At 35.5% G+C, this 25,423-nt stretch carries 26 protein-coding genes; 25 read left to right on the top strand and 1 reads right to left on the bottom strand.

All coding sequences use genetic code 11. The features are described from left to right. Window positions 1-147: 147 nt before the first annotated feature. From B5X62_RS08045 to B5X62_RS15455, 8 genes are all read left to right on the top strand, one after another. Window positions 148-1,233 (top strand): endonuclease, encoded by a 1,086-nt coding sequence (locus tag B5X62_RS08045; protein ID WP_079666937.1) that lies wholly within the window; start codon window positions 148-150, stop codon window positions 1,231-1,233. Window positions 1,234-1,454: 221 nt separating this feature from the next. Then, window positions 1,455-1,982, top strand: coding sequence for a tRNA methyl transferase PRC-barrel domain-containing protein (locus B5X62_RS08040; protein WP_079666902.1), 528 nt, complete (start codon window positions 1,455-1,457; stop codon window positions 1,980-1,982). A 25-nt stretch (window positions 1,983-2,007) separates the two neighbouring features. Beyond that, on the top strand, window positions 2,008-3,813 hold the full coding sequence (locus tag B5X62_RS08035; RefSeq protein WP_079666901.1) for an endonuclease: 1,806 nt from the start codon (window positions 2,008-2,010) through the stop codon (window positions 3,811-3,813). 62 nt (window positions 3,814-3,875) lie between these two features. Then, window positions 3,876-4,604 carry a shikimate dehydrogenase family protein gene (locus tag B5X62_RS08030; protein ID WP_079666900.1) on the top strand — a complete coding sequence of 243 codons (729 nt, stop codon included), beginning with the start codon at window positions 3,876-3,878 and terminating at the stop codon, window positions 4,602-4,604. 121 nt (window positions 4,605-4,725) lie between these two features. Then, window positions 4,726-6,537 carry a DUF349 domain-containing protein gene (locus B5X62_RS08025; RefSeq protein ID WP_079666899.1) on the top strand — a complete coding sequence of 604 codons (1,812 nt, stop codon included), beginning with the start codon at window positions 4,726-4,728 and terminating at the stop codon, window positions 6,535-6,537. A 12-nt stretch (window positions 6,538-6,549) separates the two neighbouring features. Further along, window positions 6,550-7,176 carry a hypothetical protein gene (locus tag B5X62_RS08020; RefSeq protein ID WP_079666898.1) on the top strand — a complete coding sequence of 209 codons (627 nt, stop codon included), beginning with the start codon at window positions 6,550-6,552 and terminating at the stop codon, window positions 7,174-7,176. Between the two features lie 61 nt (window positions 7,177-7,237). Further along, a complete protein-coding gene (ribD, locus tag B5X62_RS15460) occupies window positions 7,238-8,281 on the top strand; it encodes a bifunctional diaminohydroxyphosphoribosylaminopyrimidine deaminase/5-amino-6-(5-phosphoribosylamino)uracil reductase RibD (RefSeq protein WP_144038333.1) in 1,044 nt (347 codons plus the stop codon). A 3-nt stretch (window positions 8,282-8,284) separates the two neighbouring features. Then, window positions 8,285-8,887 (top strand): IMPACT family protein, encoded by a 603-nt coding sequence (locus B5X62_RS15455; protein ID WP_144038332.1) that lies wholly within the window; start codon window positions 8,285-8,287, stop codon window positions 8,885-8,887. Between the two features lie 6 nt (window positions 8,888-8,893). Here the strand turns inward: B5X62_RS15455 and B5X62_RS08010 are convergent, their stop codons facing one another. Then, on the bottom strand, window positions 8,894-9,604 hold the full coding sequence (locus tag B5X62_RS08010) for a zinc metallopeptidase (RefSeq protein WP_079666897.1): 711 nt from the start codon (window positions 9,602-9,604) through the stop codon (window positions 8,894-8,896). A 107-nt stretch (window positions 9,605-9,711) separates the two neighbouring features. Here B5X62_RS08010 and B5X62_RS08005 point away from each other — a divergent pair, with 107 nt between their 5' ends. The 17 genes from B5X62_RS08005 to B5X62_RS07925 all read left to right on the top strand — a co-directional run bounded on the left by B5X62_RS08005 (window position 9,712) and on the right by B5X62_RS07925 (window position 25,407). Further along, entirely contained in the window at window positions 9,712-10,836 is a 1,125-nt protein-coding gene (locus tag B5X62_RS08005; RefSeq protein WP_079666896.1) for a GNAT family N-acetyltransferase, read from the top strand. 48 nt (window positions 10,837-10,884) lie between these two features. Continuing rightward, the gene (locus B5X62_RS08000) at window positions 10,885-11,067 is read left to right on the top strand and encodes a hypothetical protein (RefSeq protein WP_079666895.1); all 183 of its coding nucleotides are present in this window, start codon (window positions 10,885-10,887) and stop codon (window positions 11,065-11,067) included. Between the two features lie 129 nt (window positions 11,068-11,196). Further along, window positions 11,197-11,562, top strand: a complete 366-nt coding sequence (locus B5X62_RS07995) for an NADH-quinone oxidoreductase subunit A (protein ID WP_079666894.1) — start codon at window positions 11,197-11,199, stop codon at window positions 11,560-11,562. Window positions 11,563-11,656: 94 nt separating this feature from the next. Continuing rightward, on the top strand, window positions 11,657-12,214 hold the full coding sequence (locus B5X62_RS07990; RefSeq protein ID WP_079666893.1) for an NADH-quinone oxidoreductase subunit B: 558 nt from the start codon (window positions 11,657-11,659) through the stop codon (window positions 12,212-12,214). 11 nt (window positions 12,215-12,225) lie between these two features. Continuing rightward, a complete protein-coding gene (locus B5X62_RS07985) occupies window positions 12,226-12,720 on the top strand; it encodes an NADH-quinone oxidoreductase subunit C (protein WP_079666892.1) in 495 nt (164 codons plus the stop codon). A 75-nt stretch (window positions 12,721-12,795) separates the two neighbouring features. Then, window positions 12,796-14,019, top strand: coding sequence for an NADH dehydrogenase (quinone) subunit D (gene nuoD, locus B5X62_RS07980; RefSeq protein ID WP_079666891.1), 1,224 nt, complete (start codon window positions 12,796-12,798; stop codon window positions 14,017-14,019). A 92-nt stretch (window positions 14,020-14,111) separates the two neighbouring features. Next, entirely contained in the window at window positions 14,112-14,621 is a 510-nt protein-coding gene (locus B5X62_RS07975) for an NADH-quinone oxidoreductase subunit NuoE family protein (RefSeq protein ID WP_079666890.1), read from the top strand. A 126-nt stretch (window positions 14,622-14,747) separates the two neighbouring features. Next, window positions 14,748-16,103 carry an NADH-quinone oxidoreductase subunit NuoF gene (gene nuoF, locus B5X62_RS07970; protein WP_079666889.1) on the top strand — a complete coding sequence of 452 codons (1,356 nt, stop codon included), beginning with the start codon at window positions 14,748-14,750 and terminating at the stop codon, window positions 16,101-16,103. 1 nt (window position 16,104) lies between these two features. After that, entirely contained in the window at window positions 16,105-16,944 is an 840-nt protein-coding gene (locus B5X62_RS07965; protein WP_079666888.1) for a hypothetical protein, read from the top strand. Window positions 16,945-16,984: 40 nt separating this feature from the next. Then, on the top strand, window positions 16,985-18,001 hold the full coding sequence (locus B5X62_RS07960; RefSeq protein ID WP_079666887.1) for an NADH-quinone oxidoreductase subunit G: 1,017 nt from the start codon (window positions 16,985-16,987) through the stop codon (window positions 17,999-18,001). Between the two features lie 75 nt (window positions 18,002-18,076). Beyond that, a complete protein-coding gene (gene nuoH, locus B5X62_RS07955) occupies window positions 18,077-19,141 on the top strand; it encodes an NADH-quinone oxidoreductase subunit NuoH (protein ID WP_079666886.1) in 1,065 nt (354 codons plus the stop codon). Window positions 19,142-19,230: 89 nt separating this feature from the next. Then, window positions 19,231-19,770 carry a NuoI/complex I 23 kDa subunit family protein gene (locus B5X62_RS07950; RefSeq protein WP_079666885.1) on the top strand — a complete coding sequence of 180 codons (540 nt, stop codon included), beginning with the start codon at window positions 19,231-19,233 and terminating at the stop codon, window positions 19,768-19,770. Between the two features lie 2 nt (window positions 19,771-19,772). Continuing rightward, entirely contained in the window at window positions 19,773-20,270 is a 498-nt protein-coding gene (locus tag B5X62_RS07945; protein WP_079666884.1) for an NADH-quinone oxidoreductase subunit J family protein, read from the top strand. Window positions 20,271-20,272: 2 nt separating this feature from the next. Next, window positions 20,273-20,602, top strand: coding sequence for an NADH-quinone oxidoreductase subunit NuoK (nuoK, locus tag B5X62_RS07940; protein ID WP_079666883.1), 330 nt, complete (start codon window positions 20,273-20,275; stop codon window positions 20,600-20,602). Between the two features lie 6 nt (window positions 20,603-20,608). Next, window positions 20,609-22,504: an NADH-quinone oxidoreductase subunit L gene (gene nuoL, locus B5X62_RS07935; protein WP_079666882.1), complete on the top strand. Its 1,896-nt coding sequence runs from the start codon at window positions 20,609-20,611 to the stop codon at window positions 22,502-22,504. A 2-nt stretch (window positions 22,505-22,506) separates the two neighbouring features. Then, window positions 22,507-24,009: a complex I subunit 4 family protein gene (locus B5X62_RS07930; protein ID WP_079666881.1), complete on the top strand. Its 1,503-nt coding sequence runs from the start codon at window positions 22,507-22,509 to the stop codon at window positions 24,007-24,009. 15 nt (window positions 24,010-24,024) lie between these two features. Then, window positions 24,025-25,407 (top strand): NADH-quinone oxidoreductase subunit N, encoded by a 1,383-nt coding sequence (locus B5X62_RS07925; protein WP_079666880.1) that lies wholly within the window; start codon window positions 24,025-24,027, stop codon window positions 25,405-25,407. The last annotated feature ends 16 nt before the right edge of the window (window positions 25,408-25,423 follow it).

Below are 25,423 nucleotides of genomic sequence, written 5' to 3'. Positions count from 1 at the left end.
ACTAATTATAAATCAATAAATTAAATAATAAAAAATCTATTTACAAAGTCGAAAAAATCTTGTAAACAAAGGCATTTTAAGATTAATTAAAAAATAATGAACAACTTTAAAATTAAAATGTATATTTACCGCCCAATTTTATTGAAAATGAAAAAAATCTCTCTTTTATTAGGATTAGCTGCATTTGGCTTTGCATCAGCGCAGATCCCAGCAGGATATTACAATGGTACAGATGGATTATCTGGAGCCGCTCTTAAAACAAAATTAAGCGCTATCATTAGTGCTGGTTATGTTACTAAAAGTTATGACAACTTGTATAACGGTTATCCATCAACAGATACGGACAAATATTCGACTGGTGGTTACGAAAATGATGGTACAGTTCTAGACATGTATTCTGAAGACCCTAACGGGAAAGATCCGTATAACTATAACCACGGTCAGAAAAGATGTGGTAATTATTCCGTTGAAGGCGATTGCTACAACAGAGAGCACGTTGTGCCGCAAAGTATTTTTAGCGAAGCATCACCAATGGTTTCTGACATGCACCACATCCGTCCAACAGATGGTAAAGTAAACGGAATGCGAAGCAATTATCCTTTTGGAAAAGTTGGAAACGCATCTTATACTTCTAAAAATGGTACAAAGGTAGGATCTACTACGTCGCCGGGATACTCAGGAACTGTGGCTGAACCTATCAACGAGTTCAAAGGTGATGTTGCAAGAATGGTTTTGTACTTTGCAACTCGATATGAAGATAAATTATCTGGTTTCAAAGCAAATCAAATTTTGTCAACTACAAAATTCCCTGGATTACAAACTTGGGAGCTTAACACACTTCTTTTATGGCATCAACAAGATCCAGTATCTCAATTTGAGCTAGATCGTAACAATGCTACATATTTATACCAAAACAACAGAAATCCATACATCGATAATCCAGAGTTTGTAACTAAAGTTTGGGGACTTTCGCCACTTGCTGTTGAAGATGCTGGTTTTTCTACTAAATACAAAATCTATCCTAACCCAGTTAAATCTAGCTCTACGATTACTGTACAAGGTAATGACCTTAAGCAATATGACAAAGCTTGGATCTACAATTTGGTAGGACAACGCGTGCAAGAGATTGATCAACCATTCAAAAATGGAAATACAATCCAACTTAAAAATTTACCAAAAGGAATTTATATTTTAAAAACGAGAGAATTAAATACGAAATTCATCGTAGAATAATTCTTTTTTAAACAATATTTCGAAAGCATTCAGAGTTTTCTGGATGCTTTTTTATTTTGTTATTAAACTATCGTGTAACTTCTTTTATCATCTTTGCAGATTTAATAAAAATAAAAAATAATTGTGTTTTAAAAATTCACAAAACCTTAACATTCTGCATTTTACAAATAAAAAATATTGTTTATCTTTGATGCCCTTTCAAAAAAAATATTGAACTCGAAATGAATATTAAAGGTCAAATTATCGAAATCCCCGCAAACTCGCCACTTTATGGACTTCAAAAACCTGAATTCCAAAGTAAAGAAGCTGAGCTTACGTGGGAAGCAGAAAATCCTAAGTATTCATTATTTGACGGAATTTTGATTGGAGGTCATGATGGTATCGAACATTTTAAAATCGGTCAAAGAAAAGGTGTTAATCAAATAGGTGGCGCAAAAGAACCGCTTTACGTTATCGCTATCGACAAGTCTGAGAACAGAATTTTTGCTGGTGCTGGACATAATCATCCAGGTTTGTTTGCGAAAGTTTTTAAGTTTTCAAAATCAGATTTAAAATGGAACAACGACGTTCTAATCGATTCACCAATTAGTATTAAAATTGAAAATCAGTCAACTAAAAATATTCTAGACGGAACGCTTTATCTATTTGAAGAATTTTTTTTTTTAGAATTTGAAAAAGAGATTGAAAAGGTAATTTTTAATGATTCGGTTAACATCGTCAACAACAATAATATTATCGCAACAATATAACAAGCTTAAAATAAGAATCGAGTTTATGAAACTAAAGCTATCTTTTTTAGCATCTATTATTACTTTTGTAGTAAATGCGCAATCGGCACCTGCTTATTATAATCAGGTCGATTTTAATGCAACTGGTAATCAAATGAAAAGCCAGTTAGCAACAACTATCACCAGTACTCACACTACAACGATCTCTTACTCTCAACTTCAAGACCTTTTGAAAGTGAGTGACGTTGACAAAGATGTGGCTGGTAATCTGTTATTAATCTACGGATCTCAAAGTTCTGGTACACACCAAAGAAGTAGAAGCATCAACGGATCTTGGAACAGAGAGCACGTATATGCTAAATCTAAAGGAACACCTAACTTAGGAACTTCAGGTCCTGGTGCTGACGGTCACCACTTACGTCCAGCTGATATTACATTAAATAGTACAAGAGGAAATCTTTCTTTCGATGATGGCATGGGCGCAATGGCGCAAAAGTCTAGTCGTGGAGGTTGGTATCCAGGCGACGAATGGAAAGGTGATGTTGCAAGAATCCTTATGTATATGTACGTGCGTTACAACGATAGATGTAAGCCTCTTAACATCACAATGGGACCTAGCACTTACTCTTCAGACTTCCCAGATATTTTATTAAAATGGAACATCGAAGATCCAGTTTCTGCTTTCGAAGTACAACGTAACAACATCGTTGCTAACAAGCAAGGAAACAGAAATCCTTTCATCGATAATCCTTATTTAGCAACAGTTATTTGGGGTGGTCCAAATGCACAAAACACTTGGCCAGATTCATTTAACGGTGGAACTTCTACCGATACACAAGCGCCGACTGTTCCTACTAATTTGGCAGCTAGCAATGTTACTTCAACTGCGGCTAATTTAACTTGGACAGCTTCTACAGACAACGTTGGTGTAGCTAACTATACAGTTTTCATGAATAATGAATATGTACAAACGGCTTCTACTAACAGCATCAACATTACAGGTCTAGCACCAGAAACAACTTACACTTTCTATGTTAAAGCTAAAGATGCTGCTGGTAACGTATCTGCGGCTAGTAATACAATAGAAGTAACAACTACAAAATCTAACGGAAATGGCGACGGCGATGGTGGCAACACAGGAACAACTTGTGGTACCGAAACTTTCGACAACATCCCAGTTCCTAGTCAACCACCTGCATCAGCTTATTCATTAAGAGAATGGTCGACTAATGGCGTTATCTACGAAGCAACTAATGCAAGAACTGACAAACAAATCTATATCGATGGTGATACTAACAAAGCAATCAACATCAAAACTGGTGGTACTAATGCGGGACATCTAAAAGCAACAGGAATCACAGGAGGTATCGGAAGTCTTTCTCTTAAAACTTATTTGCCTTTCGGGACAGATAAAGCTGGAAGTCTTAGCGTTTTAGTTAATGGTCAAAAAGTAGGAACAATCGATTATTCTACAAGCAAAAAAACTTACACTATTTCTAATATTAATATTGAAGGAAATGTAGAATTAGAAATCATCGACCAAAATCTAACTTACATTAACCGTGTATCTCTTGACAACTTATCTTGGACTTGTTATACAAAAATGGCAACAGACGAAGTGAAAAATACTGATAACAAAATTAAAGTTTATCCTAACCCTGTTAAAAATCAGGAGATTTTTGTTGAAGGCATCAAAGCTTCAGAAAATGTAGAAATCTACAACCTTAACGGTCAAAAAGTTCAAAACTTTAACCAAGTTAAAAACAAGCAAAAACTTAACTTGAACAAATTGCCAAAAGGAATGTACATTTTAAAAACTTCAACTTCTTCAACTAAATTTATTGTTGAATAATATTGAAAATAATCATACTAAAGACCGGAGATTTCTTCGGTCTTTTTTTATAACTTTACTCTATGGAACAAGCGCAGCAATTTGGACTTTTAGGAAAAAACATCTCCTACTCTTTCTCAAAAAAATATTTTGAAGAAAAATTCAAAAAATTATTCTTACAAAATCATTCGTACAACTTTTTTGATGTTCAAGATTTAAATAAAATCAGTGACTTATTTAATACATCAGAGCTAAAAGGTTTTAATGTAACTATTCCTTATAAAGAAGCGATTATTCCTTTTTTGGATGAATTAAGTGAAGAAGCCGAAAAAATTGGTGCTGTTAACTGTGTCAAATTGATTGATGACAAAAAAATTGGTTTTAATACAGATGCTTTTGGATTTGAAAAAAGTCTTTTGATTCATAAAAAACCACATCATACCAAAGCTCTTATTTTGGGTGATGGCGGTGCTGCAAAAGCTGTTAAATTTATTCTTGAAAAACATAACATCGATTACAAAACGGTCTCTCGAAAATCTGAATTAAATTTTGAAAACCTCACGTCGGACATTGTTTCAGAACATTTTTTAATTGTACAATGTACGCCAGTTGGCACTTTTCCTAATGTTGATGACTGTATAAAATTTCCTTTTGAGGCTTTGACTAGTCAACATTATATTATTGATTTGATTTACAATCCGACCGAAACGTCTTTCATTAAAAACGCTAGAAAACAAGGCGCTATAACCATGAATGGCTATTATATGCTAGAACAACAAGCGGAAAAAGCTTGGTCAATTTGGACAAAATAGCTTTTAAAAATCGTTTCAAATATCAAGGATTTAATAAAAAAGCCTTAAAAGTTGGCTATTTCCATAAAAAAAAATTAATTTAGTACGATAAAAAGTTCTTATTCTAATAAAAAGTTGGGTTATGATAACAGAGACTGGAAATCCTGAAAATGAAGAAAACAAAGTATCTTTAGATGAATCTCAAAACAATTCGGAGCAAAATCATCATCACGATGACATCGATTACGAAGCAGAAATAGAAGCTTTGCCCGAAGAAAATCCGATAGAATCCTTGTCTTTGGATCAAATATTGGACGAGTTGGAGAAAATTGTCAACCTTAAAGACGCTGGCTCTCATTCGAGAAAATTCCAACAACTGAGAGATGCTGCTAATCTTCATATTCATGACGAAATTGAAGAGAAAAAACATCAATACACAGAAGAAGGTAACGACGAGGCCAACTTCAGTTATCAACATCCAAAGGCGTCGCGCCTTTCTGCTTTAGTCAACATTTATAAAGAAAAAATGGATGACTTCCACAAAAAGCAAGAAGAAGAACATTCTAAAAACTTAGCAGAACGTCACGATATCATCGAAAGATTAAAAAATCTTTATACCAATACCGAAGCTGGCACTAACCTTTTCAAAGCGATTCGTGAGATTAAAGAAGCTTGGTCTAATGCTGGACAAGTTGCAAAATCAGAGTTTAAAAACCTGAATAACAACTACTTCCATCATCTTAAGATGTTCAATGAGATGTTAGATCTTAACAAAGAATATCTTGAGCAAGAGTACAGCCACAATCTAGAAAAACGAAATCATATTATTGATCGCGCCAAAGAGCTTCTTAATGAGCCTTTGGTACAAAAAGCACTTAACGAGTTACAATATCTTCACAAACTTTGGAAAGAAGAAGCAGAACCAGTTGCAGAAGAATTCCGTGAAAAAACTTGGGAAGAATTCAAAGATATTTCGCAAAAAATCCACGAAAGAAAATCTGAACTTTTTGCTAATTTAGAAAAAGATCAAGAAGCTAATCTTGCGAAGAAAACCGAGATTATCGAAGAATTAAAAAAACTTGCTTCACCTAGTCAAAACGTCAACCACAATTATTGGCAAAACGCTATTAAAACTGTTGAAAATCTTCGTCTTGAGTTTTTAAAAACGGGAAGTGTTCCAAAGAAAGTCTCTAACCAAACTTGGACAGATTTCAAACAAAATCTTCGCGCTTTTAACACCGCTAAAAATAGTTTTTATAAAAATTTAAAAGATTCTCAAATCAAAAATTTAGAAACGAAATTAGCTTTAATAAAAACAGCGCAAGACAATATGTTATCGGAAGACTGGGAAACTATTGTCCCACTTTTCAAAAAACTACAAGAAGATTGGAAGCATGTTGGACATGTACCAAGATCGCAAGCTAATAAAGTTTGGGACGAATTCCGTGAGGCTTGTAACACGTTTTTCAAAAACTTCCGTGACAAAAACAACGCAACAACCGACAATTGGAAAGATAATTTCAAAAATAAACGCGCCCTTTTAGATCAATTAAAAACGATTTCTAACGAAGAAGGTAGCATCGAAAAAATTGAGCAAATCAAAAACCAATGGAATGCCATCGGTAAAGTTCCGAAAGATAAATTGGGCATCAATACAGAGTTTAACAAAACTTTGAGAGACAAGCTTAAGCTTAACAAAATCAATGAGTTTGACTTAAATGAGGAAAATCTAACAGAAAATCAGTTAACAGATAAAGCAAGAAAAATTAAAAATCAAATTGCTGATCTAGAAGCTGAAGTTGTTAAATTGGATAACAATATTTCGTTCTTTAGTAATGCGTCGCGAGAAAATCCATTATTAAAAGACACTTATCAAAAATTGGATGACAAAAAGGAGCAATTAGAAAGTTTAAAACAAACGCTTCACAACATTATTACCAGCAACGATAACTAAAATCTAAAAATCATGTTGAAAAAATTATCATTTCTTTTGATTTTCGGTTTTGCAGTTCTACAGCTAAGTGCGCAAGAAGACACAAAAATCGAAGGTCGCGATGTTGCAGATTATATTTCGGTTCCGGGACCTTTAAAAATTGGAGATTCTGAGTTTTTTCTATATTGGAATAAAAAAAATTCGGCAACATGGTTTCAACAAAAATATTTGAGAAGTGATGATAACTATGACACCTACGAAGAATTAGTTAATATTTCTTTTTTCAATAAAGAGATTGATATCGACGACGCTGTTAAGAAAAAAGTAGATAACATTACAAAAAGAAAGACGGATCTTAATGACAATTATTCGTTTATCGATGTTATCGAAAGTCCTGATGGCAACGAGTTGATCGTAGATTATTTGGTAACGATTGTTCCAAAAGAAGGTGATGGTGAAGCTTATGCAGAATATAATATTGATCGATTTCGCCCAACTAAAAACGGTGATCAAAATGGACTATTGATTTTTTCTTATTCAAAAAGATTGTATGGTTCCGATTTTAGAAGTGCTTCCAAATACATCAACAAGCAACGCAACAAATTGCTAGATTACGTAATTACAGCACCAATGCCAACAATTAAAGTTATCGCTAAATAAGCATAAACAACTTAATAAAAATTTTAAAACACTTAACTTTGCTTAAGTGTTTTTTATTAATATGACAGACAAATTTTATCTTCAACGCTGCATACAATTAGCAGAAAAAGCGATTGGCAAAACTTATCCTAATCCCATGGTTGGTGCAGTCATCGTCCATAACGACAAAATAATCGGCGAAGGTTATCATAAAAAAGCGGGCGAAGCACATGCAGAAATCAACGCTATTAATTCGGTTAAAGACGAAGATTTTAATTTATTAAAAGAATCTACGATTTATGTTTCTTTAGAACCTTGCGCACATTTTGGAAAAACGCCACCTTGCGCTTTAAAGATTAAAGAAATTGGTTTCAAAAAAGTGGTGATTGGGATTATCGACAGCCACGATAAAGTGAGCGGAAAAGGCGTCAAAATAATTGAAGATGCTGGCATCTCTGTAGAATCAGGGATTCTCGAACAAGAAAGTTTGACGCTTAATAAAAGATTTTTCACTTTTCATCAAAAAAGTAGACCTTACATCATTCTGAAATGGGCAGAATCTTCCGACGGATTTATGGACAAAAACTTCCAACCAACCCAAATTAGCAACAGTCTTTGCAAGCAATTTGTTCATAAAATGAGAAGCGAAGAACATGCAATTTTGGTAGGAAAAAATACTGCTTTGCATGACAACCCTAGTTTGACAACGCGAGAAATTACAGGAAGAAATCCTATCAGAATTTTAATTGATTTTAAATTGGAAATTCCTGAAAATTTCGCCATCTTCAACGAAGAAGCGGAAACAATTGTTTTTAATTCTGTAAAAAATGAAGTCAAAAATAATGTTCAATTCATTAAGATTGAAAAGGATAATTTCGTTCAGAATTTAATGGAAAAATTATTCGAGCAAAATATACAATCGGTTTTGGTAGAAGGCGGAAGCTTTACACTGCAACAATTTATTAATGCTAATATTTGGGATGAAGCATTTGTTTTAAAAAATCCTGATTTAAAATTACAAAACGGGACTAAAGCGCCAATTTTTAATTTTAAAACCAAAGAAAAAATAGATTTCCGTGATAACATAATCGAATATTACATTAATCCAGAAAACAATTTTATATAGAAAATGTTCGAATATCAAAGTATAGAAAAAACAGTTGAAGATGTTTTAATAAAGGAAAAAGGCAGCAAATTTATTGGATTTGCTTATCCTGTCATTTCTGAAGAAGAAGTAAAATCTTGCCTGCAAAAACTCTACGAAGAACATCCAAAAGCGACGCATCATTGTTATGCTTTTCGATTGGGACTTTCTGGTGAAAATTATCGCGCAAATGACGACGGCGAACCTAGTGGAAGTGCTGGTTTACCAATATACAACCAACTTCTTGCGCACCAACTGACCAATATTTTGGTTGTTGTTATTCGATATTATGGTGGAACAAAATTGGGCGTTTCGGGTTTGGTTAAAACTTACAAAGAAACTGCAAAATTTACTTTAGAATCTGCAAAAATCATTACTAAAGAATTGGAAAGCGATTTAAAATTGAGTTTTAAATTCAGCCAGCAGAATGTTATTTTTTCGTTATTAAATAAAAACGGTGCGCAAATCCTCAACTTCGACGCGCAGCAAATTTGCACGATTGATGCCCGAATAAAAACGGCTCAAAAAGAAAACATCTCCAACCAATTGGCGGAGATGCTTTTAGATTTCGAAATTATCGATTTATAATATTTGTTAGTCGCGACGGCCTCCAAAGAGCATCGATGCCCAGTAGAGAAGCTGTCCAAGAGAGCCAATCGCAGCGACAACATAAGTTCTTGCCGCCCATTTTAGACTATCTTCTACACCAACATATTCTTCTTGTGTTACGGTTCCAGATGATTTTAACCACTTCATTGCGCGATTACTTGCATCGTATTCCACTGGTAACGTCACAAATGCAAACAATGTTGTCACTGCAAAAAGCGCTACACCGATTGCTAAAATCCATGTATTACCTTGTGGATTGTCAATTGTTCTAGATGCGAACATGACACCAATACCCGCCATAATTACGAATTGAGACAAGGTAGAACTAATGTTAACCATCGGCACCAGTTTCGATCTTAGTTGCAACATCGAATAACCAACAGCATGTTGAACTGCATGCCCAACTTCGTGTGCTGCAACTGCCGCAGCCGCTGCATTTCTTTGCATATATACGGCTTCCGAAAGGTTAACTGTTTTATCAGCAGGATTGTAATGATCTGTCAATTGTCCTGGCACCGAAATAACTTGCACATCGTTGATGCCATTATCTCTCAACATCTTTTCTGCCACTTCTTTTCCGGACATCCCGTTCCTTAAGTGGACTTGAGAATAGTATTGGAACTTGGATTTTAACCGATTGGATACAATCCAACTCGCTAACATCGTAAGACCAATAATTAAATAATAACCCGTCATTTTTATATATTTTTATAACTTTTACTTTGAGTAAATTTGAGTAAAAAGTATGCCAAAGTATTGTAATAACTGCCATTTGCGCTTATATTTGTTTAATTTTGAAAATTATGTCACAGATCATCATAAAAAAGGTTGAAACTAAAAAGGATTTGGCAGATTTTGTCCAATTCCCGAACGATTTGTATCGCAACAACGATAATTACGTTCCGCCTTTAACCAACGACGAACTTAATATTTGGAATCCTAAGGAAAACCCAGCTTTAGAATATGCAGATGCACAACAATTTTTAGCTTTTAAAAATGATAAAATCGTTGGTCGTATTGCTGTAATGATCAATCATAAGGAAGAAAAGGATTTAGGCATCAAAAAAGTGAGATTCGGTTGGTTAGATTTTATCGATAATCAAGAAGTTTCTAAAGCTTTGATTGATGAAGCTATTAAATATGCTAAAGCCAACAACATCACGAAAATCGAAGGTCCAATGGGCATCACCAATCTCGACAAAGCTGGGATGTTAACACTTGGATTTGATAAGCTTGCAACAATGATTGGCATTTACAACGAGGCTTACTATCCAAAACATTTGGAGAATCTTGGACTTGTAAAAGAAAAAGAATGGGTAGAATTCGAAATTGTTTTCCCTGAGGTTTTACCAGAAAAAGTGGTGAAATTCAATAATTTAATCAAAGAAAAATATAAACTGAAAGTTTTAGAATTTAACTCAAAAAAAGAAATTCTTCCTCTTGTAGAACCAATGTTCAAACTTTTGGATGAGACTTACAAAGGACTTTCTACCTATACGCCGATTACTGACGAGCAAATCAAACATTATAAAGAGAAATACTTCGGTTTTATAGACAAAGATTACATTATTTGTATTGAAGATGAAAACCACAATTTAGTATCCTTCGCTATTACAATGCCTTCTTATTCTCGCGCACTTCAAAAAGCCAACGGAAAACTTTTCCCTTTTGGTTGGTGGCATCTTTTAAATGCTGGTAAGAAAAACGATCGCGCTAACTTTTATCTAATCGGTATCCATCCAGAATACCAAAGACGTGGTGTTACAGCAATTATTTTTAAAGAAATCTATGAGACTTTTAAGAAAAAAGGTGTTAAATTTTTAGAAACCAATCCAGAATTGGAAGAGAACAAAAACATCCAACTTCTGTGGCAAGATTACGATCCCGTTAATCACAAAAGAAGACGTACTTATAGCAAAGAAGTATAAAATTTAAGCAAATGTTTAGTTTTATTTAAAAAGGAAAATCAAAGAATAATGAAGACTCAAATTATCATATACGCAATTCTTATCGTCATATTTTTAGCTTTCAACTTTATTGATCCGATTAAAGACCCGAAAACTAACACCTTGATTAACATTGTTTTTGCAAGTATTTTATTCCTTTACATTGCATATATCGCATTTGTTATATTGAAAAAAATGGGTAAGAAAAAATAAGAATCCATTTATTTTTAACCATTCTAAATTAGCTTTTTTTTGCCATTCTAAAAAGACTTAAAGCCTAGGTTTTTTCTATTATTCGATCTTAATTTTGTACTTTTGCAGGTGCATAAATTAGGTACAATAATGAATTTGCCAGAAAATTATATTCCGATACTCATCCAAGCTGCTGTAGGCCTTGGATTTGTGATAGTTTCTTTATTAGGTGCTCACTTTTTAGGACCAAAAGTAAAAAGTGAAGTCAAAGACCAAAGTTGGGAATGTGGTGTGGAAAGTGTCGGTAATGCGAGAACGCCGTTTTCGGTTAAATATTTCCTAACCGCTATTCTATTTGTTTTATTCGATATCGAAATCGTATTCTTCTACCCTTACGCCGTTAACTTCCGCGAGTTGGGTGTCGAAGGCTTTTTAGCTATAGTAACTTTTGTATCCATCTTTTTCCTTGGTTTCTTTTATGTTCTTAAAAGAGGCGCTTTGGATTGGGATAAATAATTTTTAACATTAAAAGATTTAAACATTAAATAATTGAATTTTATTTCAAATTTTAAAATCATTGAATCTTTAAATATTTAAATCATAAACAAAAATGTCAGATAATAAACCAGTCGTTAACATGAACAACCCTGCTCCTGCTGGTTATGAAGGAGAAGGTTTTTTTGCGACAAAATTAAGTAGCGTTATTGGTCTTGCCAGAAGTTATTCGCTTTGGCCGTTACCATTTGCAACCTCTTGTTGCGGTATCGAATTCATGGCAACACTTAACCCTAACTACGATGCAGCAAGATTCGGGATGGAGCGTAACTCCTTCTCACCTCGTCAAGCTGATATGTTGATGGTTTGCGGAACTATTTCTAAAAAATTAGGTCCAGTTCTTAAGCAAGTTTACTCACAGATGGCGGAACCAAAATGGGTTGTAGCTGTTGGTGCTTGTGCTTCTAGTGGTGGTATTTTTGACACATATTCTGTACTTCAAGGTATTGACAAGATTATCCCAGTTGACGTGTACGTGCCAGGATGTCCTCCAAGACCAGAACAAATTATTGAAGGGGTAATGCAAGTCCAAGAACTAGCACAAACCGAAAGTCTTAGAAGAAGAGACTTACCAGAATATAAAGCTTTGTTAGACTCTTACGGAATTAAATAAATCAGGAAACAATGACAAACGAATTTGTACTAGAAGCTTTAACACGAGAATTTCCTGATTCTATCCTTGCATCATCGGAGCCTTATGGCATGTTAACCATCGAGGTTAAAAAAGATGATACTAAAAAGATTATTCATTATCTAAGAGATTCTTCTTTGGAATTTAATTTTTTAACAGATATCTGTGGTATTCATTATCCAGAAACACCAGATAAAGAAATCGGCGTTATTTACCATTTACAAAATATGATGGCAAATTTCAGATTACGTCTTAAAGCTTTTATGCCAAGAGAAAATGCTGAAATAGATTCTTTAACAGAATTATTTGCTGGAGCTAACTGGATGGAGCGCGAAACCTACGATTTCTATGGTATTAACTTTAAAGGACATCCAGACTTAAGACCTATTCTTAATATGGACGACCTTGGTTATCACCCAATGTTAAAAGAATATCGACTAGAAGACGGAACAAGAACGGATAAAAACGACAGCATGTTCGGAAGATAAAAAATAATGCATGAAGCTATAAGCAATAAGCAAAATGCTTAACGCCTAGAGCCTAAAGCCTAAAGCATTAATATTATGAAAGACAACGAATTATCAAACATACTTAACCAATACGAGTCAAAAGAACAGATTGACGGGCAGCTATACACCCTCAACCTTGGACCAACCCACCCTGCTACACACGGTATTTTCCAAAACGTGTTGACCATGGATGGCGAGCGTATTCTTCATGCTGAACAAACAGTTGGATACATCCACAGAGCTTTTGAAAAAATCTCTGAAAGAAGAAATTTCGCTCAGATTACGACGCTTACTGACCGTATGAATTACTGTTCTGCACCTATTAATAACTTAGGTTGGCACATGACAGTTGAAAAACTAATCGGTTGCGAAGTTCCAAAACGTGTAGATTATATGCGCGTTATCTTGATGGAATTAGCAAGAATTGGTGATCACCTTATCTGTAACGGTGTTACAGGTATGGATGCTGGAGCTATTACTGGTCTAACTTATATGTTCATCGAAAGAGAACGAATTTACGATATGTATGAGCAAATTTGTGGTGCTCGTATGACAACTAACATGGGAAGAATTGGCGGTTTCGAAAGAGATCTTTCTCCTAAATTCCATGAGTTGTTAAAAGACTTCCTTAAAACTTTCCCACCAAGATTCCAAGAGTTCTGTAATTTATTAGAAAGAAACAGAATCTTTATGGACAGAACCATTGGTGTTGGAGGTATTTCTGCAGAACGTGCTTTGAGTTATGGTTTCACAGGACCTAACCTAAGAGCTGCAGGTGTTGACTACGATGTTCGTGTAGCACAACCTTATTCATCTTATCAAGATTTTGATTTCGATATTCCAATTGGTACAGCTGGTGACACTTATGACCGTTTTATGGTACGTCAGCAAGAAGTTTGGGAATCGATTAAAATTATAAAACAAGCTTACGAAAACTTACCCGAAGGCCCTTTCCATGCAGACGTTCCGGATTTCTATTTACCAGAAAAACCAGACGTTTATACGAAAATGGAAGCTTTGATCTACCATTTCAAAATCGTAATGGGAGAAACTGAAGTGCCTCGTGGTGAAGTTTATCACGCTGTAGAAGGCGGAAACGGCGAGTTAGGATTTTATCTAGTAAGTGACGGCGGAAGAAGTCCATACAGATTGCACTTCCGTAGACCTTGCTTTATTTATTATCAAGCTTATCCAGAGATGATTACAGGATCTGTAATCTCTGATGCGATTGTAACGATGTGTAGCATGAATGTGATTGCAGGCGAGCTAGACGCGTAATTTGTACGAAGTACAAAGTAAAATGTAAAAAAATTTAAATATTATTAAAGTACGCTGTACATAGTACATAGTACATTTTACAAGAAATAAAAATGAGCGAAACTATTGCTTTTAAACCTGAAACTTTAGAACAGGTTAATAAAATTATCGCTAGATATCCAGAAGGTCGTCAGAAGTCGGCTCTTATTCCTGTTTTGCATGTTGCTCAAAAGGAATTTGGAGGTTGGTTAGACGTACCAGTTATGGATTACGTTGCACAAGTTCTTAACATCACACCAATTGAGGTATATGAAGTGGCGACATTCTACACCATGTTCAACATGAAGCCAGTTGGTAAATATGTTTTGGAAGTTTGTAGAACAGGACCTTGTATGGTAAGAGGTAGTGAAAAAATCCTTGACCACATTCGTACAACTTTAAACATTAAAGATGGCGAAACAACAGCAGATGGATTGTTCACATTAAAACCAGCCGAGTGTCTTGGTGCTTGTGGTTATGCGCCAATGCTACAACTTGGTAAGTTTTATCACGAAAATTTAACCATAGAAAAAGTTGACGAAATCTTGGAGCTTTGCAGACAAGGTCAAGTTGATTTGGGTTAATAAAGTTTAAAAAGATTTGATTTTTTTTTTAATTAAATCAAACCTAGGTAATTAATATTAAAATGCAAAAAGCTAACACACAACGCTTGTCAAAGTGTAAAAGCCGATTGCAATAAGCAAATAAAAATGAGTAAAAAACTTTTACTTAAAGACGCCCACGTAGAAGGCATTAGATATTTCGATGTGTATCGAAAGCAAGGTGGCTATGAGGCTGTTGAAAAAGCTTTGAAAATGACAACCGATGAAGTTTTAGAAGAAGTTAAAACTTCTGGACTTCGTGGTCGTGGTGGTGCAGGTTTCCCCACTGGGATGAAGTGGAGTTTCTTAGCGAAACCAGAAGGCGTACCAAGACACTTGGTAGTTAACGCCGATGAGTCGGAGCCTGGGACTTTCAAGGATAGATACTTGATGGAATTCATTCCGCATCTTTTGATAGAAGGGATGATCATTTCGTCTTACACTTTAGGTGCAAACACTTCTTATATCTACATTCGTGGCGAATATTCTTGGATTCCAGATATCTTAGAAGAAGCGATTGAAGAAGCTAAAAAAGCTGGTTTCTTAGGTAAAAATATCTTAGGAACTGGTTTCGATTTAGAAATATATGTTCAACGTGGTGCTGGTGCTTATATCTGTGGAGAAGAAACGGCTTTGCTAGAATCTCTTGAAGGTAAAAGAGGAAATCCTCGTCTTAAACCACCTTTCCCTGCTGTTAAAGGACTTTGGGAAAGACCAACCGTGGTTAACAATGTAGAAACAATTGCGGCAGTTGTGCCGATTATCAATATTACTGGAGCTGAATATGCCAAAATTGGTGTTGGACGCTCAACGGGAACTAAATTAATTTCGGCTTGTGGTAACATTAACAAACCAGGCGTTTACGAAATTGACATGACAATTTCTGTGGAAGAGTTTATTTATTCCGAAGAATATTGTGGTGGAATCCCGAATGGTAAAAAATTAAAAGCTTGTATTCCTGGAGGTTCTTCGGTGCCGATTTTACCAGCGAATTTACTTTTAAAAACTATTAATGGTGAACCTCGTTTGATGAATTACGAATCTCTTGCAGATGGTGGTTTCGCAACAGGAACAATGATGGGTTCTGGAGGTTTCGAAGTTTTGGATGAAGATCAATGCGTTGTAGAACATACAATGACTTTGGCGAGATTCTACAACCACGAAAGCTGTGGACAATGTACGCCTTGTCGTGAAGGTACAGGATGGATGTACAAAATCTTAAAGAAAATTGATGCCGGAAAAGGAACTTTAGCAGACATCGATCTACTTTGGGACATCCAAAGAAAAATTGAAGGTAACACCATTTGTCCATTAGGAGATGCAGCGGCTTGGCCTGTTGCAGCGGCGATTCGCCACTTCCGTGATGAGTTCGAATGGCATGTTAACAATCCGGAATTATGTTTAACTCAAAATTACGGCCTGGCTAATTATGCCGACCCAATTCCTGTAGTTGCAGGAAACTAAAATGAAAAAATTAATTGTAGCTGGACTTTGTGCCTTGTCAACAACTTTAGGTTTTGCACAATCACAAACTTCACAAGAGGATAGTTCTTTAACTAAAAAAGGAAAAATATTTTTATTCTGGGGTTGGAATACCGCAGCTTATAGTGACTCAGATATTCATTTTAAAGGAAATGGTTATGACTTTACATTGAAAAGTGTAAGTGCTCATGATAGAATTACACCATTCACTTTTAAGGATTATTTTGCGCCAGACAGTTGGACAATTCCACAGACTAATGCCAGAATTGGATATTTTGTAAAAGATAATGTTGCAGTTGTTTTAGGTCTTGACCACATGAAGTATGTGATGGATCAAAACCAAACTGTTGGCTTCGAAGGTCACATTTCGGATCCGACTTATGCCAATATGATCCAGCCAGGTTCGGCGGTTAATCTTACGAATGAGCAGTTTTTAACTTTCGAACATACCGATGGACTTAACTACATCAACGTTGGTGTTGAAAAATATCAAAACATCCTTAACAAAAAAGGATTCGATGTAGAATTTGCTTACGGAGCCGGTGTTGGCGCTCTGTTTCCGAAAAGTAATGTTAAATTATTTGGAAACGAAAGAAGCGACAGATTTCATTTAGCAGGATTTGGAGCTGATGCGAGAGCGAGTTTCAATGCTATTTTTGCAAATCATATTATGTTGAGATTGGAAGGTAAAATTGGTTACATCAATATGCCAGATATCAAAACAACATTGAACAATAAGCCTGATAAAGCGTCACAAGATTTTATGTTTGCACAGGCTAATTTAGGAATCGGATATATTTTCGGTTTAAAAAAGAAAAATTAACAGGCTTTTGCCTTAATGATAAGCTTATAACAATAAGATAATGAGCGAAGAAATTAAAAAATTTAAAGTAACCATCGACGGACAGACAACCGAAGTCTTGCCTGGTACTTCTATTTTGGAAGCTGCTAGACAAATCGGTGGCAAATCTGTTCCGCCTGCGATGTGTTATTATAGCAAGTTGGAAACCAGTGGTGGCCGTTGCAGAACATGTTTGGTAGAAGTGTCAAAAGGTTCTGAAGCTGATCCTCGTCCAATGCCAAAATTGGTAGCGAGTTGTAGAACTGGCGTTATGGACGGTATGGAAGTTAAAAATTTAACTTCGGAAAAAGCACAAGAAGGTCGTAAAGCGGTAACCGAATTTTTATTAATCAATCACCCTTTGGACTGCCCTATTTGTGACCAAGCTGGAGAATGTCATCTTCAGGATTTGGGATACGAGCACGGTGTTGAAGGGACAAGAACGGAGTTCGAAAGAAATACTTACGATGCAGATGACATCGGTCCTTATATTAAATTAAATATGAACCGTTGTATCCTTTGTGCAAGATGTGTCTTGGCTGCTAATCAGTTGACTGAAAAGCGCGAGCATGGTATTTTGTTCAGAGGAGATCATGCTGAGATTTCGACTTATCTTAACAAAGCTTTGGACAATGACTTTATCGGAAACGTTATCGATGTTTGTCCAGTAGGCGCTTTAACAGACAGAACGGCTCGTTTTGCAAGTAGAGTTTGGTTTACTAAACCTGTTAACGCAACTTGTAAATGCGAAAAATGTAGTGGTAAAGCAGTGTTGTGGATGAAAGGTGACGAAATTGTACGCGTAACTGCAAGAAAAGATCAGTACGACGAAGTGCAAGATTGGATATGTAACGAATGTCGTTTCGAAAGAAAAGATCCTAAATATTGGAGCATCGAAGGTCCTAGACATATCGACAGACATTCTGTTATCTCGCTTAACCATTACGAAAAGCCAAAAGATTATTACAGACAATTGGATAATCCTGATGCTATAGAAATTGCTAAAAAAGACGAGGAGAAAATCGAGAACAATAATTAATTTGAAAATTAGATAATTTGACGTTTTGAAGATGAATTTTATTCTGAATCGAATTTCAAATTTCAAATCAAAAATATGGAACTATTAACTTTTAAACTAATATTAGTCCTAGCTTTATTCTTGCTAGCACTTACGGTAGCAGCCTACTCGACTTGGGCAGAGCGTAAAGTGGCAGCAATTATGCAAGACCGTATTGGACCTAACCGTGCGGGACCTTTTGGACTTTTACAACCTTTGGCTGATGGTGGAAAATTCTTCTTCAAGGAAGATTTTACACCTGCAAATGCCGAAAAATTCCTATTCGTAATTGGACCTGCATTGGTGATGTTTATTTCATTAATTACAGGTGCCGTTATCCCTTGGGGAAAAAGTCTTAACATTGGTGGACAATCATTTGACCTACAAGTTGCTAACGTTGATGTTGGTGTACTTTACTTGATCGGAATGGTGTCAATTGGTGTCTACGGAATTATGATCGGAGGTTGGGCTTCTAACAACAAGTACTCTTTGATAAGTGCGGTTAGAGCGTCTTCACAAATGATTTCTTATGAATTAGCGATGGGACTTTCGTTACTAGCAATCATTATGATGGCTGGTTCTTTAGATTTAAAAGTTATTACTGAATCACAAACGCATGGTAAACTTTGGGGTATTATTCCTGAGGTTTCTGGGATGAACTGGAATATCTTCTACCAACCCGTTGCATTTATTATTTTCTTAATTGCAGCTTTGGCAGAAACCAACCGTCACCCATTCGACTTACCAGAATGTGAGTCTGAGCTTGTAACAGGTTACTCAACAGAATATTCTTCGATGAAGTTAGGATTATTCATGTTCGGAGAATATGTTAACATGTTTATTTCTAATGCTTTAATCACTGTTTTATTCTTTGGAGGTTTCAACTATCCAGGAATCGATTGGGTTACTCAACACTGGGGCGAAAACGTTGCTGGTATCTTGAGTGTTGTAGCATTTTTAAGTAAAACAATATTCGGTATTATTTTATTCATGTGGATAAGATGGACCTTACCGAGATTCCGATACGATCAATTGATGCACTTGGGATGGAAAACTTTAATTCCACTAGCATTGGTTAATCTATTAGTAACAGGAGCATTAATCTTGTTATTCGGACATTAAAAAAGTGATAATATGATGATGTAAGATGTGCTATCAGATAGAATTTATCTTTTAACATCTAACGTCTAACATCTAATATCTATAATTAAATGAAACTAACAAACAGATCAAAAGTTGTTTCTAACAAGAAAATGAGTTTGAAGGAAAAACTATACCTTCCTGCAATTGCACAAGGTATGGGGATTACTTTGAAACATGCTGTACGAAATCTTGTTAAAGGCGTACCATCCGTACAATATCCTGAAGAGCAAAGACCACGCGCTATTATCTGGCGTGGACAACATGTGTTAAAACGTGATGACGAAGGTAGAGAGCGTTGTACTGCTTGTGGATTGTGTGCTGTAGCTTGTCCTGCAGAAGCGATTACAATGACGGCGGCAGAACGTACAAAAGACGAAAAACATCTTTATAGAGAAGAAAAATACGCCGAAATCTACGAAATCGATATGCTACGTTGTATCTTCTGTGGTATGTGCGAGGAAGCTTGTCCAAAGCAAGCCATCTTCTTGACAGATCGTCTTGTAGATGTTGAAATGATAAGACAAAATTTTGTCTACGGTAAAGACAAGTTAGTTGAGAAAATCGAACAACGTATCGATATTAGTGAACGTCAAAAGAAAACTTATTAAGAATGGATCAGATATTATTTTTCACAGTTGCTTTTATTGCAATTCTTAGTGCTGTGTATTTTGTATTTGCAAGAAATCCATTATACAGTGTTTTGTCCCTTATCGTAACGTTTTTCAGTATTGCTGCGATGTATATTCTTCTTAACGCTCAGTTTTTAGGAATTGTACAGATTATCGTCTATGCTGGAGCTATTATGGTGCTTTTCCTTTACGTATTAATGATGTTAAACCTTAATGCTAAAGACGAAAGTAAAAAGAAAAATCTTCCAAAATTCATTGGGATTTTCACGGTTTGCATTTTGTTTATCGGGATGTTGGGTGCTTACAAAGGTCTTACTGGTAACACCACAGCAGCGGCAACAGTAGACTCTGGTGTTGGATTAACAAAAAATTTGGGAAGACTATTATTTAACGAATATGTTTTACCGTTCGAGCTAGCATCAGTACTGATATTTGCAGGTATTGTTAGTGCGGTATTAATTGGTAAAAAAGAAATATAAAAATGGGAGAAGTTAACAGTTTTATACAATCTGTACCTTTAGAATATTTTATTATTCTAAGTACCATTTTGTTTTGTTTAGGCGTGTTGGGCGTTCTAATTCGTAAAAATGCGATCATCATTTTGGGTTGTGTGGAGTTAATGCTTAACTCTGTCAATCTTTTGTTAGCAGCTTTTTCTGCATACAAAGGTGATGCGCATGGACAATTATTAGTATTCTTTATCATGGTTGTAGCAGCTGCCGAAGTAGCAGTTGGACTTGCAATTATTGCTATGATGTACAGAAATACTAAATCTGTGGACGTAAGTATATTTAATAAATTAAGAGGATAATTAGGAATGGAAAATTTAGTTTACGCAATTATTCTTTTACCATTAGCAGGTTTCCTCATCAATGGTTTGTTTGGGAAAAATCTTCCTAAAACTCTTGTTGGAGGATTAGCAACTTTGGTTGTTTTTGGATCTTTCCTTATTGCTGTTAGCATCTTTATAGGAATGTCAAAAGATAGCGCGCCTGTTATTGTAAAAGCATTTGAGTGGTTCACAGTTAATGGGATGCAGGTTAACTTCGGGTTCCAAGTTGATCAACTATCAATCATGATGGTGATGATTATTACAGGAATCGGGTCGTTGATTCACCTTTATTCTATTGGTTATATGAGCCATGACAAAGGTTTTTATAAATTTTTTACATACCTAAATCTTTTCATCTTCTCGATGTTGTTATTGGTATTGGGAAGCAATTATCTTATCCTATTTATCGGATGGGAAGGTGTAGGACTTTGTTCTTACCTATTAATTGGTTTCTGGTACGACAATGTTGAATATGGTAAAGCAGCTCGTAAAGCCTTTATCATGAACCGTATTGGTGACTTAGGATTGTTGTTAGGTATTTTTGCTTTAGCACATCATCTTAACGCGATTGACTTCTTGAGCGTTGCAGAAAATTCAACAGTTTTTGAATTGGATGGCAATGCGATTATCTTCATCACAATGTGTTTATTCGTTGGGGCTGTTGGTAAATCTGCTCAGCTTCCACTTTTCACTTGGTTGCCAGATGCGATGGCTGGACCAACGCCAGTTTCAGCTTTAATCCACGCTGCAACGATGGTAACTGCGGGTATTTATTTAGTCGTAAGATCTAATTTCTTATTCACTTTAGCACCGACAACACTTAATGTAATTTTGTTAATCGGTTTAGCAACATCTTTGGTTGCAGCTTTCATTGGTTTAAGACAAAACGATATCAAAAAAGTATTGGCCTACTCTACTGTTTCCCAGTTAGGTTTTATGTTTATTGCTTTGGGCGCAGGCGCTTATACAACTGGTATGTTCCATGTTATGACGCATGCCTTCTTCAAAGCTTTATTATTCTTAGGTGCAGGATCTGTAATCCACGCAATGAGTGGCGAACAAGATATGCGCTTTATGGGAGGACTTAGAAAGAAAATCCCAGTAACTTATTGGACATTCTTAATCGGTACTTTGGCAATTTGTGGTGTTCCGCCATTGTCAGGTATGATTTCTAAAGACGAAATTTTAGTAACGATTTACGAAAAAAGTCCTATTCTTTGGGCATTGACATTATTTAGTGCTGCAATGACAGCGATCTATATGTTCAGATTATTGTTCTTAACCTTCTTCGGAGATTTCCGTGGAACTGAAGAACAAAAGAAGCACATCCACGAAAGTCCAGCTTCTATGACGATTCCATTAATTGTTCTAGCGATTCTTTCAGTAGTTGGTGGTTTCATCAATCTTCCGCATTTTATTGGACATGGCGAATATCAAAACTTGGCACATTGGTTAAGTAAAGTTTACAAATATCCACAAGCTGCGGCTGAGATTCCGTTTAACATCGAAATGATTTTGTTAGCGCTAACGATTATTATGGTTGTTGTTATCTTCTTCGTTGTTAAAAATATCTATGTTAACAAAAAGAAAGTGGCGCTTCCAGAAGAAGAATACACTGGTTGGGAAAGACTTTCTGCAAAGAAGTTGTTTATCGACGAAATATATCAAGCTTGTGTTGTAAAACCAGTTGAAGGACTTGGTAAAGCAGCGTCAATGTTCGATAGATCTGTTCTTGATCCGATTGTAACTTTCATTGGACTAGGCGCAGCAGACTCTGGTAGAGCAGCGAAGAGATTGCAAAATGGTAAGGTCGAAAACTATGTTTTGATCATGTCTTTAGCAATCGGAATAATTTTAATTATTAACTTTTTATTGAAATAGTAATGTCATATTTAGCAACACTATTACTATTACCTCTTGTAGGTTCGGGATTGGTTTTTGCATGGAGAAATTCTTCTAGCAAGCATCTTGCGCTGGCAATTGCGTTTATACAAATGTTTTTAGCATTCTATATGTTATCCAATTTTGATTTTGGACCAACGGTAGATTCTAGATTACAATACGAAATCCAATATCCTTGGTTTCAGTTTATTAACAGTACACTTCATTTCGGGATAGATGGGATGAGTATGCTTTTGGTGATACTAACTAATATTTTAGTACCATTAATCATACTTTCTTCATACAACGAAAACAAGCCTTACAACAACAATTTTTATGCGTTAATCTTATTAATGCAATTTGGATTAATTGGAGTTTTCACAGCATTGGATGGTTTGTTATTCTACATCTTCTGGGAAGTAACTTTGATCCCGATTTGGCTTATTGCTGGCGTTTGGGGACAAGAAGACAAACGTATTAAATTCACAACAAAATTCTTTGTTTACACATTTGTTGGGTCTTTATTTATGTTACTTGGTTTCATCTACGTTTACAACTATTCGGCATCGTTTGCGGTAACGGATATGTACAACGCAGCGCTTAATCTTAATCAGCAGACGGTTATATTCTGGTTTATATTCTTTGCATTTGCAGTTAAATTACCAGTATTTCCGTTCCATACATGGCAACCAGATACGTATACTTATTCACCAACACAAGGTTCGATGTTGTTATCTGGTATCATGTTAAAAATGGCTGTTTATGGTGTTTTAAGATATTTATTACCGATTACACCTTTAGCAATTGGCGGAATTTCGGGAGATATTGTTGTTATTCTTGCAGTTGTCGGTGTTATTTATGGTGCATTAATCGCCATTGTCAACAACGATTCTAAAAGAATTATAGCTTACTCTTCCCTATCTCACGTAGGCTTGATGGTTGCAGGGATTTTTGCTTCTGCAATTTTGACAGTGCGACTTGCAAATCCAGCGTCATTGGTTATCGAAGGCGCAGAAGGTGCTTTGGTACAGACATTTGCACACGGTATCAACGTTGTAGGTTTATTCTACTGTGCTGATATTCTTTATAAAAGATTTAAAACAAGAGATATTAGACAAATGGGTGGCCTGGCGAAAATCGCACCCAAGTTTGCAATTCTTTTCATGATCATCTTACTAGGTTCTATGGCGGTGCCATTAACCAACGGATTTATCGGAGAATTTATCCTTCTTAAATCAGTTTTTGATTATAACCTCATCATGGGCGTTTTATCAGGATTAACAGTAATCTTGTGTGCCGTGTACATGTTGAGATTATACGGAAAAGCAATGTTTGGTAAGACAGATGACATGTTATTATCAACCGCAAAAGATCTTTCGACTGCAGAGTTTTCAGTTCTTGCAAGTTTATCTGTTTTTGTAATTCTTATGGGTATTTTCCCACAAGTTATTATCGAAATGGTGGGTAGTTCGTTGAAGTTTATCTTCTTATCAATGATAAGTTAATTTGATATATAAAAAATGAGTGTTTTTATAGTATTATTCATTACCGCAGTTTTAGCATTATTTGCTGGCGTTTTCGAACAAGGCAAATATTCAAGATACATCGGCATTGCAGGATTGTTAGTAGCTTTATATGTAAGTTATCTTCCAGATTGCGAGTTTTTCGCAGCCTACAAAACGATGTTCGATTACAGTACTAATGCTGCTTTGTTTACCAAAATATCTATCGTAACGACTTTGCTAATTTTCTTTATCGGAGGATTTGCATTTAGTAATCATAGAAGTCACCAATCAGAATTGTATGCGTTAATGCTAATTTCTTTATCTGGTGGTGTTGTACTTTTCGGTTATCAAAATTTAGTAACATTATTCATCGGTATCGAAATCCTTTCTATCCCATTATATGTAATGGCAGGAAGTAACAAAACTGACCTTCGCTCTACAGAAGCCTCAATGAAGTATTTCTTGATGGGAGCTTTTGCAACAGGGTTTTTATTATTCGGTGTCGCATTAGTTTACGGATCTGCTGGTAGTTTTGATCTTTATCAAATAAGTTCGTTCGCGATTAACAATCCTAAGAATTTGATGCTAGTTGTTGGATCGATTCTTATGTTATCCGCAATGGCTTTCAAAGTATCGTTAGCGCCTTTCCACATGTGGAGTCCAGACGTATACCAAGGTGCACCATCATTGATTACAGCTTTCATGGCAACGGTTGTTAAAATCGCAGGTTTCTTTGCGTTCTTAAAATTAATGACCATCGCATTTGGAGGAATCGTTGGAGAATGGATTAACATTGTTGGCGTATTATTAATCGTGACTTTGCTATTAGCAAACGTAATGGGATTGGTACAAACCAACGCAAAACGTATGTTGGCTTATTCGAGTGTTTCGCATGCTGGTTACGTGACGCTAATTTTCTTCGGAATGAATAGCCTTTCACCTTATAACTTAGCATTCTATCTATTCGCTTATTCGTTGTCTACGGTTGGTGTTTTCATGGCATTAATTTGGGTAGAAAAAGTGAAAAGAGAAACCTCTTTCAATGCCTTTAACGGTTTAGGAAAAAGACATCCATTATTGGCAATTGCAGCAGCAGTTTCGATGATATCAATGGCTGGTATTCCTTTAACAGCAGGATTCATGGCTAAGTTTTCGTTATTCAACCAAGCAATTAAAGGTGGTTTCGAATTCTTAGTATTAATCGCAGTTTTCGGTTCTGCATTGAGTATCGCTTATTATTTACGATTAATCATTGCGATGTTTTTCTATAAAGAAAGTACATTCAACACTTCAGAAAAAGTAAGCATCACTTACAACATTGTGGCTGTTGTTATTATTTTCGCCATCATCAGTCTAGGTGTTTATCCAGATTTGTTTGTCAAACAATTTGGACTTTAATAAAATTAAAAAAGCT

This window comes from Soonwooa buanensis (assembly GCF_900167905.1).
GTDB classification, from domain to species: Bacteria; Bacteroidota; Bacteroidia; order Flavobacteriales; family Weeksellaceae; genus Soonwooa; species Soonwooa buanensis.
The sequence above is the reverse complement of the archived record's forward strand: the minus strand, read 5'-3'. Positions and strand labels throughout refer to the sequence as shown.